This window comes from Chromobacterium sp. ATCC 53434, from assembly GCF_002848345.1.
Classification (GTDB): Bacteria; Pseudomonadota; Gammaproteobacteria; order Burkholderiales; family Chromobacteriaceae; genus Chromobacterium.
In genome coordinates this window covers 4,831,061-4,842,860 of record NZ_CP025429.1, presented here as the reverse complement: position 1 = coordinate 4,842,860, position 11,800 = coordinate 4,831,061, and the positions used below count along the sequence as shown (strand labels likewise).

The 11,800-nt window shown below is 67.3% G+C and carries 14 protein-coding genes; 10 read left to right on the top strand and 4 right to left on the bottom strand.

What is annotated here, in order from left to right; genetic code table 11:
* The first annotated feature begins 205 nt into the window (after positions 1-205).
* The gene (locus CXB49_RS21665) at positions 206-766 is read left to right on the top strand and encodes a TetR/AcrR family transcriptional regulator (protein WP_101710293.1); all 561 of its coding nucleotides are present in this window, start codon (positions 206-208) and stop codon (positions 764-766) included.
* A 6-nt stretch (positions 767-772) separates the two neighbouring features.
* Here the strand turns inward: CXB49_RS21665 and CXB49_RS21660 are convergent, their stop codons facing one another.
* Together CXB49_RS21660 and CXB49_RS21655 are read right to left on the bottom strand one after the other, a co-directional pair.
* Positions 773-1,564, bottom strand: a complete 792-nt coding sequence (locus CXB49_RS21660) for an ABC transporter substrate-binding protein (RefSeq protein ID WP_101710292.1) — start codon at positions 1,562-1,564, stop codon at positions 773-775.
* Between the two features lie 141 nt (positions 1,565-1,705).
* Positions 1,706-3,151, bottom strand: coding sequence for a DEAD/DEAH box helicase (locus CXB49_RS21655; RefSeq protein ID WP_101710291.1), 1,446 nt, complete (start codon positions 3,149-3,151; stop codon positions 1,706-1,708).
* Between the two features lie 220 nt (positions 3,152-3,371).
* On the opposite strand from CXB49_RS21655, the gene CXB49_RS21650 reads away from it, so the two are divergent.
* Positions 3,372-4,055 carry an MliC family protein gene (locus tag CXB49_RS21650; RefSeq protein ID WP_101710290.1) on the top strand — a complete coding sequence of 228 codons (684 nt, stop codon included), beginning with the start codon at positions 3,372-3,374 and terminating at the stop codon, positions 4,053-4,055.
* A 77-nt stretch (positions 4,056-4,132) separates the two neighbouring features.
* Complete coding sequence (locus CXB49_RS21645) at positions 4,133-4,669, top strand: YaeQ family protein (protein WP_101710289.1); 537 nt, start codon at positions 4,133-4,135, stop codon at positions 4,667-4,669.
* Here the strand turns inward: CXB49_RS21645 and CXB49_RS21640 are convergent.
* The gene (locus tag CXB49_RS21640; protein WP_101710288.1) at positions 4,633-4,851 is read right to left on the bottom strand and encodes a hypothetical protein; all 219 of its coding nucleotides are present in this window, start codon (positions 4,849-4,851) and stop codon (positions 4,633-4,635) included. The genes CXB49_RS21645 and CXB49_RS21640 overlap by 37 nt on opposite strands.
* Before the next feature lie 183 nt (positions 4,852-5,034).
* Here CXB49_RS21640 and CXB49_RS21635 point away from each other — a divergent pair, with 183 nt between their 5' ends.
* From CXB49_RS21635 to CXB49_RS21605, 7 genes are all read left to right on the top strand, one after another.
* Positions 5,035-5,532, top strand: coding sequence for a YgjP-like metallopeptidase domain-containing protein (locus tag CXB49_RS21635; protein ID WP_101710810.1), 498 nt, complete (start codon positions 5,035-5,037; stop codon positions 5,530-5,532).
* 108 nt (positions 5,533-5,640) lie between these two features.
* A complete protein-coding gene (locus CXB49_RS21630; RefSeq protein WP_101710287.1) occupies positions 5,641-6,228 on the top strand; it encodes an alpha/beta hydrolase in 588 nt (195 codons plus the stop codon).
* A gap of 34 nt (positions 6,229-6,262) precedes the next feature.
* Complete coding sequence (locus CXB49_RS21625; protein WP_158300999.1) at positions 6,263-7,204, top strand: substrate-binding domain-containing protein; 942 nt, start codon at positions 6,263-6,265, stop codon at positions 7,202-7,204.
* 118 nt (positions 7,205-7,322) lie between these two features.
* Positions 7,323-7,865, top strand: coding sequence for a DUF2059 domain-containing protein (locus CXB49_RS21620; RefSeq protein WP_101710285.1), 543 nt, complete (start codon positions 7,323-7,325; stop codon positions 7,863-7,865).
* A 102-nt stretch (positions 7,866-7,967) separates the two neighbouring features.
* Positions 7,968-8,789: an ABC transporter substrate-binding protein gene (locus CXB49_RS21615; protein WP_101710284.1), complete on the top strand. Its 822-nt coding sequence runs from the start codon at positions 7,968-7,970 to the stop codon at positions 8,787-8,789.
* Positions 8,790-8,842: 53 nt separating this feature from the next.
* The gene (locus CXB49_RS21610; RefSeq protein WP_101710283.1) at positions 8,843-9,730 is read left to right on the top strand and encodes an NYN domain-containing protein; all 888 of its coding nucleotides are present in this window, start codon (positions 8,843-8,845) and stop codon (positions 9,728-9,730) included.
* Between the two features lie 66 nt (positions 9,731-9,796).
* Complete coding sequence (locus CXB49_RS21605) at positions 9,797-10,312, top strand: GNAT family N-acetyltransferase (protein WP_101710282.1); 516 nt, start codon at positions 9,797-9,799, stop codon at positions 10,310-10,312.
* A 111-nt stretch (positions 10,313-10,423) separates the two neighbouring features.
* Here CXB49_RS21605 and CXB49_RS21600 read toward each other — a convergent pair whose 3' ends face one another.
* Entirely contained in the window at positions 10,424-11,686 is a 1,263-nt protein-coding gene (locus tag CXB49_RS21600; RefSeq protein WP_101710281.1) for a chloride channel protein, read from the bottom strand.
* Positions 11,687-11,800 lie beyond the last annotated feature (114 nt).

The window sequence follows — 11,800 nt, the reverse complement described above, 5'->3', positions numbered from 1 at the left end:
GATGCATTCCAGATTAGCCGCAGCGGCCGGACAAATCCATCGTCGGCCGGCGGCATCGGCCGCGGCATGTCCAGAGAGTCAGCGCAGGCCGCCGGCGACCGCACTGCAAAATCATGGCCACGACCGTTATACATGTCGCTGATTCAACTTGATATTGTTAGGATTACGGCAATCATATAAAGCGGACACCGTCGAAAGGAAAGCCATGCGCTATCCGGATTCGCACAAGGCCCAGACCCGCCGGCGCATCGTCGCGATGGCCGCGCTGCGCTTTCGCGCCGAAGGGCTGGCCAATGTCGGCATCGCCAATCTGATGGCCGATCTCGGCCTGACCCACGGCGGTTTCTATGCCCATTTCCCCAGCAAGGAGGCGCTGGTCGCCGCCGCTTGCGGCGAGGCGCTGGAGCAGATGCGCCGACATTGGCGGACACAGCTGCCGCTGGCCGACAACGGCGCCTGCGTCGCCACGCTGGCCAGCGACTATCTCAGCCCCGGCCATCGCGACTTTCCCGATTCCGGCTGCGTGGCGGCGGCGCTGGCCGGCGAATTGGCGCGCCAGGGTCCGACGGTACGGCAGCGCTTCTCCGACGGCCTGTTGCCGCTGCTGGCGCTGCTGGAAGAGGCCCGGCGCCGCGACGGCAAGGGCTTGAGACCGACGGTGGCGCTGGCGTTGATGGTGGGCGCGCTGACGCTGTCTCGGGCGGTCAGCGACCCGGCGCTATCGCAAAGAATGCTGGACGAGGCGCTGTCGGCGCTGGCCGGTTAGCGGCCGCTACGGCGAGACGCTGCGGGGCGCGAGACAGGCCTCGCGCGTTTCCTGCAGCAAGCGGTCGAAGTCGCCGCTGTCCTGCAAGACCTTCAGGCCGCGGTTGAAGCGCTCCACCAGTTCCGGGCCGCGCGCATGCTTGCGCCAGATCACCACATGCAGCGGCGCCGACCAGAACGAGCGGGTCTGCGCCTCCAGCTGGCTGCCTACGGCCGGGCTGAAATGGTGGGCGATCAGGTATTTGCCGACTTCCTGGTCAATCGGGAACAGGTCGATGCGGCCGGCCAGCAGCTTGCGCAGATTGATCAGGTCGTCCGGCGCGCTGTCCACCGCCATCAGGCCGCTGTGGGCCTCGGTGTCGAACTCGTCGGAATAGAAATTGCCGACGGTGATGCCGACGCGGGCGCCCTTCAGGTCCGCCCAGCGGCTCCATTCCAGCTTGCGGTCCTTGCGCTGGAAAAACACCATCCGCGCCGACAGCACCGGCTGCGTGTACAGCAGGTCGCGCTTGCGCTCCGGCGTCGGCGCCCAGCCGAAACTGCCGTCCACCTGCCCGTTGCGGGCCGATTGCAGCGTGCGGTTGTTCGGATAATAGCGATAGGTGACGTCGACGCCGCCGCGGGCGAAGGCTTCCTTCACCAGCCGCGACAAAATGCCGTCGTACGGCAGATCCTGGCCCATATACGGCGGCCATTCCTGATTCGACAGCGTGATCTTGAGGCGCGGGGCAGCCTCAACCGGAGACGCGAGCAGCGCGACCCAGCTCAGGATACCCAGCAGATAGCCGTGGTATCGCATTGTTTTCCCGTTTCCCGCAAAGTCAGCAAGCCGTCTTTTGTTCTGTGCGCTGCAGACAGTCTTGTGCTGAGCATAACCGGCAAAACGGCGTCCTTCAATGTGATCGGGGCCGGTGCAATTCACATCCGGCCCCGCGGCGCATCAACGGCTCTTCGGCGGGTTGAACAGCGCGGCGCGCGGCGCGGCCGGCTTGGCCGAACGGTTGCCGTCCTGGCGGCCCTGGCCGGACGACTGGCCTTGACCCTGGCCCTGCCCTTGGCGCGGACCGCCGCGATGGCCTTGACCGGCCGGCTTGCTTTCAGTCTGATGGCGCGGCTTGGCCGGCGCGTTGCGCGACTGGCCCTGCCCCTGGCCGCGACCCTGGCCCTGGCTACGACCCTGGCCCTGACCCTGACCGCGGCCGCGCGCGCCGCCGCCCATCGGGATCGGTTCCGGCTTGACGTTGAGGTCGGCCTCGAAACCCGGCACGGTGAAGCGCTCGATCGACATCTTGATCAGTTTCTCGATGTCGCGCAGGAAGCTGAATTCGTCGACGCAGACCAGCGACAGCGCCTCGCCCGGGCTGCCGGCGCGGCCGGTGCGGCCGATGCGGTGCACGTAGTCTTCCGACACGTTCGGCAATTCGAAATTGACCACGTGCGGCAGCTGGTCGATGTCCAGGCCGCGCGCGGCGATGTCGGTGGCGACCAGCACCTGCAATTCGCCGCTCTTGAAGTCGGCCAAAGCGCGGGTCCGCGCGTTCTGGCTCTTGTTGCCGTGGATGGCCGCGGCCGGGATGCCGATCTTGTCCAGCTTCTCCGCCAGGCGGTTGGCGCCGTGCTTGGTGCGGGTGAACACCAGCACCTGGAACCAGTTGTTTTCGCGGATCAGGTGGATCAGCAGATCGGTCTTCCTGTCGCGGTCGACCAGGTGCACTTTCTGGCTCACCAGCTCGTTGGTGGTGTTGCGTCGCGCCACTTCCACCAGCTTGGGATTGTCCAGCAGCTTGTCGGCCAGCGTCTTGATCTCGTCGGAGAAGGTGGCCGAGAACAACAGGTTCTGCCGCTTGGCCGGCAGCTTGGCCAACACCTTCTTGATGTCGTGGATGAAGCCCATGTCCAGCATGCGGTCGGCTTCGTCCAGCACCAGGATTTCGACGCTGGACAGATCCACCGTCTTCTGGCCGACGTGGTCGAGCAGACGGCCCGGCGTCGCCACCAGGATGTCCACCGGCGCGCGCAGCGCCTTGATCTGCGGATTGATGTTGACGCCGCCGAACATCACCAGCGACTTCAGCGGCAGGTATTTGCTATAAGTACGTACCGACTCTTCCACCTGGGCCGCCAATTCGCGGGTCGGCGTCAGTACCAGCGCGCGCGGACGGCCCGGCTGGCGGCTGGGCGCGCGCATCAACAGTTGCAGCAGCGGCAGCGTGAAACCGGCGGTCTTGCCGGTGCCGGTCTGGGCCGCGGCCAGCAGGTCGCCGCCTTGCAGCACCTGCGGAATCGCCTGCGCCTGAATTGGGGTCGGCGTGGTATAACCGGTATCGGCCACCGCGCGCAGCAAAGGGTCGGCCAAGCCTAGGTCGGCGAAGGTAAGATCGGACATAATATGCTCCTGCGACGGCCCATCGCAGAACTGCGACCAATCCAGGCTGACGAGAAAAAAAGTTGAACTCGAGAATGAGAGCGGCGCGCGGGACTGGCACTCGCGCGAAGCGCCGCAGTTTACAGGCAATCGCCGGGGATGGGAACTCACCGCCCCCGTCGACGCCGGCCGGGCGGCTCCGGCCGCCTGCTTACACGATAGTCGTTTTTAAGGATTGAATATGTCCGTAGCCGCGCGCAGGCTGATAGGCTTGCTGCTGTTGCTCCCAGCCCTGGCCACCGCCGCCAAGGCCGATCATGGCCACAGCGCCGGCGGACCCGGCCGGCCGTCGCAGGCCGACGAGTCGGCGGCCACGCCGGCGCCGCCGCCAGCCACCGACTTCAATTGCGATCAGCCGGCCAACACGATAGAGGGCATGGTTTGCCAGGACGAGAGCCTGAGCCGGCTCGACAACCGGCTGGAGAAGGTCTACGCCCAGGCGATGGGCCAGGCCGAACAGCTGCGCAACGGCGGCCAGGCCAAGCTGGTCGCCGAACAGAAGCGTTGGGTCAAAAGCCTGAAGGACTGCCTGAAAGGCGACGACGCCCATATGTGCCTCGGCGACGCCTACATCCTGCGCATCTCCCAACTGCAGGCCGCGTGGAACCTGGTGTCGTCGCTGACGCCGTTGCGCTATCTGTGCCGCGGCCAGCCATCGTCGACCATCCTGGCCACCTTTTACCGTACCCATCCGGCCACCGCCAAGCTGGAGCGCGGCAACACCCTGGTGATCGTCCACCAGGGCATCAGCGGCAGCGGCGCCCGCTACCAGGGCCAGGGCGTCGAATTCTGGATCAAGGGCCGCGACGCCAGCGTCAACTGGCGCGGCGAATCGCTGGAATGCAGCAGCCAGCCCTCGCCCTGAACCGCCGCTGCGGTTAGAATCCGGGCTCGCCCGCGCCGCGCCCCGCGCCGGGCGCAACCCGATTAGCGAAGACCGCCATGGCCCTGAACGCCACCATTTACAAAGCCACGCTGACCCTGTCCGACCTGGATCGCGGTTATTACGCCACCCACGCGCTGACGCTGGCCCAGCACCCGTCGGAAACGCTGGAACGGATGATGCTGCGCATCGTCGCCTTCGCGCTCAACGCCAGCGAAATGCTGGCCTTCACCCGCGGCCTCAGCGCCGACGACGAGCCGGAACTGTGGCAGAAGAATTACGCCGACGAGATCGAGCTGTGGGTGGACCTGGGCGAGCCGGACGAAAAGCGGCTGAAGAAGGCCTGCTCCCGCTCCGAACGCGCGGTGCTGTACAGCTACGGCGGCCGCGCCAGCGAAGTCTGGTGGAGCCAGAACGAAGGCAAGCTCGCCCGCCTGGACAAGCTGGAAGTATATCGCATCGATTTCGAGGCGCTGCAGACGCTGGCCGCCATCGTCCAGCGCAGCATGCAGCTGACCGCGACGATACAGGATGGCCAGCTGTGGCTGGCCGACGACGCTCAGAACATCCTGATCGCGCCGCTGCGGCTGAAGTGACGTGCCAGCCAGTCCGCCAGCCGCCGCCACGCGCTTGACGGCGGCGGAGACGGCCGCGCCAGCGGCAGTCGCCGGCGGCGGACGGCGTGGCTGGCGCGCGGCGCCGGCAAACGGCTGAGGATGGCGAGGCCCGAGGCCTCGCGGCAACTGCGGCGCAGCGAAGTGCGGATGGGAACGGTCATTTTCCGCTCGACATGTTTGGCATGTCCCCATGCTAGGCCGACGCGGCTAAATTTCCGCTAAAGATTCCCTGCGCCGGCATCAAGATCCAGCAAAGACTCCGCTCGCCGACAAGGTTCCACGTGAAACCGGCCGGCTTGCGCGGCGGCAACACCGGCCGCCGCCGCCGCCCTTACAATGACGCCATGCCCGCTCTCAAATATCTGCTGCAGTATCCGCCGTCGCTGGTCCAAGAGGCCCAGGCGCTGTCCGATGCCGGCGAACTCGGCCACTGGCTGCAAGGCAAATACCCGGACGGCCACGACGTGCAGACCGACAAGGCGCTGTACCAGTTCGTCGCCGCCCTGAAGCAACGCCATCTGAAAAACGCGCCGCTGCCGGCCAAAGTGCTGTACGACAGCCGCCAACACCCGTTGAAGGGCACGCTGGGCACCAACACCACCATTTCGCGGGTCCAGGGCGGCCGGCTGAAAAGCAAGAGCGAAATCCGCATCGCCTCGCTGTTCCGCGAACTGCCGCAGCCTTTCTTGCAGATGATCGCGGTGCACGAGCTGGCCCATTTGCGCGAGCGCGAGCACGACAAGGCTTTCTACCAGTTGTGCCTCCACATGCAGCCGGACTACCACCAGCTGGAATTCGATCTCAGACTGTGGCTGAACTGGCGCGAGCAGGGCGCGGACTGAGCGCCGCCGCCATTTATACTTCGCAAGAATAACAAAACAATTCCATATTATTTTTAACGCTATTCAGCGCGCGCTACAGTCAGGGCATCGTATCCGCGGGAACCCGCCATGTTCGCCACGCTGCAACCGTTCGACCTGATCATCCAGCCCGGCTGGCACAACTCCGGCCCGCACCATTGGCAGAGCCACTGGCAGCGCAGGCTGGCCGCGCGCCGGGTAGACAACGCCGACTGGGAACTGCCTCAGCTGGACGACTGGCTGGACGGCCTGGATGCGGCGCTGTCGCGCTGCGCCAAACCGGTCCTGGTGATCGCCCACAGCCTGGGCTGCATCGCCGTCGCCCATTACGCCGATCGCCAGCCTGACCGCATCGCCGGCGCCTTGCTGGTGGCGCCGGCCGATGTCGAGCGCGCCTTCGCGCCGGCGGCGCTGCTGGATTTCGCGCCGGTGCCGCGCAAACCGCTGCCGTTTCCGGCCAAGATCGTCGCCAGCAGCAACGATCCGTTCTGCAAGACCGCGCGCGCCGCGCGGCTGGCCGGTTACTGGCAGGCGCCGATCACCTGGCTGCAACACGCCGGCCACATCAATGTCGACTCCGGCCACCAGCAATGGGAGGAAGGCTGGCCGCTGCTGCGCCAGCTGGCCTGGCGCGCCCAGCGCCACCGTGAATCGCAGCCGGGAGGCGCGATGGTCTAGACTGGAAGCGTCGCCACCCTCGCCGGCTCCCGCCATGCGCGTCGTCCTCGTCCCGTTTTCCTGCCTGTATTTGTTGGCCGGCCTGTGCCAGGCGGCCGAACCGGCGCGGATCGGCATCACCGTCGGCGCGCTGGACAACCCGTTCTACCAGGCGCTGGCGCGCGGCGCGGTGCAAGCCGCCCACAGTCTCAATCCCGCGGTGCGCGTCACCTCGCTGTCGGCCAATTTCACGCTGGCGCAGCAGCAGCGGCAGATGCGCGAATTGATCGCGCAGAAGGTGGACCTGATCCTGCTGGGGGCGGTGGACAGCCACGCCATCGCGCCGCAGGTCCGCGCCGCCCGCGCCGCCGGCATCACCGTGGTGGCGGTCGACGTCGATGCACCCCATGTCGACGGCACGGTGAAATCGGACAACCGTCAGGCCGGCGAGATCGTCTGCCGCTATCTGGCGCAACGCCTGCATGGCCAGGGCCGCCTGCTGATCCAGGGCGGACCGCCGGTCACCTCGGTCAGCGAACGCATCGCCGGCTGCCGCGCCGCGCTGGCGACCTTTCCCGGCATCACGACGATCAACGACGGCGCCAACGGCCTCGGCTCCAGTCTGGGCGGCCAGCGCGCGATGCAGCGGGATCTGCAGCGCTTCACCCGCATCGACGCGGTGTTCGCCACCAACGACCGCCAGGCGCTGGGCACCGAAAAGGCGCTGGACGCGGCCGGACTGCGGCAGGTGCTGATCGGCGCGGTGGACGGCTCGCCCGACATCGAGCGGGCGCTGAAGCTGCCCGGCCGCATCGTCGCCTCGGCCAGCCAGTCGCCGTACCTGATAGGCCGCGAGGCGGTGCTGCTCGGCATGCGGCTGCGCCGCGGCGACGGCGGCCAGCGGCTGGTGACGGTGCCGGTGGCGCTGGTCACCCGCGCCAATCTGGCCAACTACCACGGCTGGCAAAGCCTGGTGCCGCCATCGGGCAGCCGCTGACAGGCGCGGCCGGCCTGGCTGGAACAAGATTGTAAACAGGCGCCTGGCGCTTTGACCTGGACGGCGGGCGGTGTCACACTGCCGGACCGACATCTTTCACCAGATCAAAGGATTTGCCATGTTTGCTTCCCGCCCGCTCAAGGCCTGCCTGCTCGCCGCCATGCTGTCGCTGCCGTTGCTGGCGCATGCCGACGCCGCCCAGGACGCCGGGGCCAAGGAACTGGCCGCCACCCTGAATATCGACAATATGCTGCCGGCGCTGGTCGACCGCACGACCGCCAGCGGCCCCATCCTGCTGCAGGACTACCTGGGCAAGAACAAGATCCAGCTGACGCCGGCCCAGCAGAAGAAGGCCCAGACCGGCCTGAAGGGCTATATGGACGGCATCCACAAGCTGGCCACCGACTACTTCGCCTCGGCCGCCGTCAAACAGCAGTTCGAACAGACCGTGGTGAAGAATCTCAACGCCCAGTTCAGCGCCGACGAACTGAAACAGATCAACGCCTTCTACAAGACTCCGGCAGGCCAGAAACTGCTGAAGCAGCAGCCGCAAATCGGCAACGCCATCGCCGGCGAAACGCTGAAGAGCGCCGAGAAGACGCTGCTGCCGAAGATGCAGGCCGCCGCCGAGACCTACGGCAAGAGCATCGCCAAGAAGTAAGCTTCCGGCCGCCCGGCCTCGTTTGCCGGGCAATGCCGAAGACATGCCCCTCGCGGCGGCGCCAATGGCTATAACGGAAGCACGCCCTCCGTTGCCGATGCCATGATGCGCCGCCGATCCGTCGCCTACCGCCTGCTGCTCGCCCTGCTGCCCGCCTGCTGCGGCGCCGCGCCGCTGACCGTGACCATCCTGACCGACAACGGCTATCCGCCGTACTCCTACGAGGCGTCGGGCCAGGCGATCGGCATCTACAACGACATCCTGCGCGCCGCCTCGACGCAATTGCGCGATTACCGGATAGAACTGCGGCCGGTGCCGTGGAAACGCGGGCTGGCTGAACTGGAAAGCGGCCGCGCGCTGGCGCTGTCGCCGCCGTACTACCGGCCGCGCGAGCGCCCCTATATGCAGCCGTATTCGGCGCCGATGCTGAACGAACAGGTCGTGGCCTACTGCCGCGCCGCCGTGATGCGGCAGCCGCGGCCGCGCTGGCCCGACGATTACCTCGGCCTGCGCTTCGGCAGCAACGCCGGTTTCCGGCCCGGCGGCGATCTGTTCTGGCAGCGGGTCGGCCAGGGCAGGATCGCGCTGGAAGAGGCGGCCGACGTCCGCACCAATCTGCTGAAGGCGATCCGCGCCCACCTGGACTGCTATCTGAACGACAGGCTGGCGATCCGGCAAGAGCTGGCCCGCCTGCAGTGGCAGGGCCTGTATTCGCCGGGCACGCTGGTCGAGGCGGCCGTCGTGTCCGAGGAGCAGGGATTTGTCGGCTTCACCGACCGCGACAGCGGCCGCTTCCCGTACAAGCAGGACTTCATCCGGCAGCTGAACCAGGCGCTGGCCGAGATGAAGCGCAGCGGCCAGATCGACCGCATCGTCGAGCAGGCGCTGCAGACGGGACGTCCGCCCGCGACGCCGCCTTTTTGACAGCGCCGGAAAGCCCGGCTTAGCATGTGCTGTCTCCATTCACGAAAGCATCAATGGAAAACCGCAAACTGGCGGTCCTGATCGACGCCGACAACGCCCAATCGGCGCTGATCGCAGAACTGCTGGCCGAAGTGGCCAAATACGGCACCGCCATCGTCAAGCGCGCCTACGGCGACTGGACCACCACCCAGCTGAAGGGCTGGAAAGAGGTGCTGCACCAATACGCCATTTCGCCGATCCAGCAGTTCGCCTACACCAAGGGCAAGAATTCCACCGACTCCGCGCTGATCATCGACGCGATGGACCTGCTGTACACCGGCAATTTCGACGGTTTCTGCCTGGTCTCGTCGGACAGCGACTTCACCCGTCTGGCCACCCGGCTGCGCGAAGGCGGCCTGACCGTCATCGGCCTGGGCGAGCAGTCGAAGACGCCCCGCCCGTTCATCGCCGCCTGCGACAAATTCGTGTTCACCGAAATCCTGCGCCCGGCGCCGCCGGCCAAGCCCAGGCCGGAAGCGCCGACAGCCGACAAGCCCAAGACCCGCAGCAGCCGCTCGCGCGTCAAGGCCGCGCCGCATAAGGAAAAGCACCCGCTGCAGGATATGTTCACCTCGGCGATCGAGGCGGTGGCGCGCGACAGCGGCTGGGCCGAGCTGTCCGCGGTGGGCTCCTATCTCGCCAAGAACGACCCGTCGTTCGACCCGCGCAACTGGGGTCACGGCCGGCTGTCGCAAATGGTGAAGAAGCTGGAATTCCTGACGGTGCAGGAGAGCCGCAACGGCTCCAAGCTGCATAGCGAGATCCGGCTGCGCCACGACGGCGAACCAGCCGTGGCCGAAGCGCCCGCGCCGGTCGAGACGCCGCCGCCGGCGCCCGAGGAAGCCGCCGCGCCGCCGCGCAAGAAGCGCAGTCCACGCAAGAAAGCCGCTCCTACCGGTTGAAAACTGGTACGTTAATTGCTCAGGCCTTGTTCCAAGGCCCCGAACGACCTCAAGCAAGGACAGAACATGCAGATTCGTGACGCCACCCTGGAAGACCTGGCCGCGATACTCGATATCTACAATGAAGTGATCGCCACCACCACCGCCGTCTACAACGACGATCCGCTGACGCCGGGCGAGTTCGCGCTATGGTTCCAGGACCGCGACGCCGCCGGCTACCCGGTGTTGCTGGCCGAGGAGAACGGCCGCGTGCTCGGCTTCTCCAGCTTCGGCGACTTCCGCGTCCGCCCCGGCTACCGCTTCACCGTCGAACACAGCGTGCATCTGACCGCCGACGCCCGCGGCAAGGGCATCGGCACCGCGCTGGTGCAGGCGCTGATTCCGCGCGCCCAGGCGCTGGGCAAGCACACGATGCTGGGCGCCGTCGACGCCGACAACGAGGGATCGGTCCGCTTCCACGAGAAGCTCGGCTTCGTCCAGGTCGGCCGCTTGCCCCAGGTCGGTTTCAAATTCGGCCGCTGGCTGGACCTGATCTATCTGCAGCGCTTCATAGACGGCGCCAGCGGTGGCCCGGCGGCCTAAGACCCGCTAACAAAACCCCTGATCCTGCGTTGCGCCTCCCTGTCGTACTCTCTGCGCTGCCTGTGGCGGCGCGCCTTGGCTCAGGGACGCTGCGAGGTTTTGTTAGCGGCTCTACGACTCGTCCCGGTACAAGGCGCGCGCGCCCATCCTGGCGGCGACGCGCGCCGCCAGCCAGGACGCCAGCGCCACCGGCAGCAGCATGCGCCAGGCGCCGGTCAGCTCCATCAGCATCAGCACCGCCAGCCACGGCGCCCGCGCGGTGGCCGCCAGGAAAGCCGCCATCCCCACCAGCACCGCCCCGCCGACCGGCAGCCAGCCGGGCAACAGCAGGTTCAGCAGCTGACCGGCCAGCGCGCCGCCGGCCGCGCCGGCGAACAACATCGGGGTGAAAATGCCGCCTACCGCGCCGGAACCGCTGGTCGCGGCGGTGGCGACCAGCTTGCACACCAGCAGCGTCAGCACCAGCTGCCAGGCCGGCTCGCTGACCAGCAGCCACGACACCGTGCTATAGCCGTTGCCCCACATCTGCGGCCAGAACCAGGCCAGGCCGCCGACCACCGCCCCCCCCAGCGCCATCCTGAACGGCAGACGCAGCGGCAGTCGGCCGAAGGCGTGCCGCCCCAACTCCATCAGGCCGAGAAACAGCGGCGAGCAGCCGCCCAGCACCAACGCCAGCAGGCAATAGCCGGCCAGCGCCAGATGATCGGGCGAGGCCAGCGCGGCAGGGTGGTACAAGGGCGCGAGGCCGAATAGATGATCGACGGTGAGACTGGCGGTCAAGGCCGCCAGCAGCAGCGCCGGCAGCGCCCGCCAGTCCGGCCGGCGCCACACCACTTCGCAGACGAAGGCGATCGCCGACAATGGCGCGTGGTAGGCGGCGGCCCAGCCGGCGGCGATGCCGCAGGCCACCAGCCGCCGCCGGCGCGGCAGCGTCATCGGTAACAAGCGGGTCAGCAGCGAACCGCCCTGCGCCGACAGCGCCACCATTGCGCCCTCGCGGCCGATGGAACCGCCGCTGGCGACGGTGATCAGCGAGGACAGGCCGTTGACCAGCGTGCGGCGCAGGCTGAGATGGCCGTCGCCGACGCGCACCGCCTCCAGATAGTCGCCCTCGGCGGCGCCGCGCAGCAGCCGACGGCCCTGCTCCAGCGCCACGCCGGCCAACAGGCCGCCCACTATCGGAATCAGCGCGCGTTGCCACGGCGCCAGCCGGCCGGCGATCTCCACCAGGCCGCTGGCATGGCCCGCCAGCAACGACTCCGCCGCGTGCAGCGCGGTCTGGAAGCACAGCACCAGCAAGGCGCCCAGCACGCCGCAACAGGCGGCCAGCGGCAGATGGATCAGGGCGGAATGGCGTGTGGGCGGCGGATGCATGGGATAGGCGGTTCAGAAAATGCGAATGGCTCCGGCGGCTTCGCAGCAAATGAAAAGCGCCGCAGTCACCTGCGGCGCTCCTCCGTTTTGTTACTGCCACTGTCGAATGCAGTG

What these genes read in the sequence shown, in the direction of transcription:
- CXB49_RS21665 (WP_101710293.1), top strand. Translation starts at nt 206, where the DNA reads ATGCGCTATCCGGATTCGCACAAGGCCCAGACCCGCCGGCGCATCGTC.
- CXB49_RS21660 (WP_101710292.1), bottom strand. Translation starts at nt 1,564, where the DNA reads ATGCGATACCACGGCTATCTGCTGGGTATCCTGAGCTGGGTCGCGCTG.
- CXB49_RS21655 (WP_101710291.1), bottom strand. Translation starts at nt 3,151, where the DNA reads ATGTCCGATCTTACCTTCGCCGACCTAGGCTTGGCCGACCCTTTGCTG.
- CXB49_RS21650 (WP_101710290.1), top strand. Translation starts at nt 3,372, where the DNA reads ATGTCCGTAGCCGCGCGCAGGCTGATAGGCTTGCTGCTGTTGCTCCCA.
- CXB49_RS21645 (WP_101710289.1), top strand. Translation starts at nt 4,133, where the DNA reads ATGGCCCTGAACGCCACCATTTACAAAGCCACGCTGACCCTGTCCGAC.
- CXB49_RS21640 (WP_101710288.1), bottom strand. Translation starts at nt 4,851, where the DNA reads ATGACCGTTCCCATCCGCACTTCGCTGCGCCGCAGTTGCCGCGAGGCC.
- CXB49_RS21635 (WP_101710810.1), top strand. Translation starts at nt 5,035, where the DNA reads ATGCCCGCTCTCAAATATCTGCTGCAGTATCCGCCGTCGCTGGTCCAA.
- CXB49_RS21630 (WP_101710287.1), top strand. Translation starts at nt 5,641, where the DNA reads ATGTTCGCCACGCTGCAACCGTTCGACCTGATCATCCAGCCCGGCTGG.
- CXB49_RS21625 (WP_158300999.1), top strand. Translation starts at nt 6,263, where the DNA reads ATGCGCGTCGTCCTCGTCCCGTTTTCCTGCCTGTATTTGTTGGCCGGC.
- CXB49_RS21620 (WP_101710285.1), top strand. Translation starts at nt 7,323, where the DNA reads ATGTTTGCTTCCCGCCCGCTCAAGGCCTGCCTGCTCGCCGCCATGCTG.
- CXB49_RS21615 (WP_101710284.1), top strand. Translation starts at nt 7,968, where the DNA reads ATGATGCGCCGCCGATCCGTCGCCTACCGCCTGCTGCTCGCCCTGCTG.
- CXB49_RS21610 (WP_101710283.1), top strand. Translation starts at nt 8,843, where the DNA reads ATGGAAAACCGCAAACTGGCGGTCCTGATCGACGCCGACAACGCCCAA.
- CXB49_RS21605 (WP_101710282.1), top strand. Translation starts at nt 9,797, where the DNA reads ATGCAGATTCGTGACGCCACCCTGGAAGACCTGGCCGCGATACTCGAT.
- CXB49_RS21600 (WP_101710281.1), bottom strand. Translation starts at nt 11,686, where the DNA reads ATGCATCCGCCGCCCACACGCCATTCCGCCCTGATCCATCTGCCGCTG.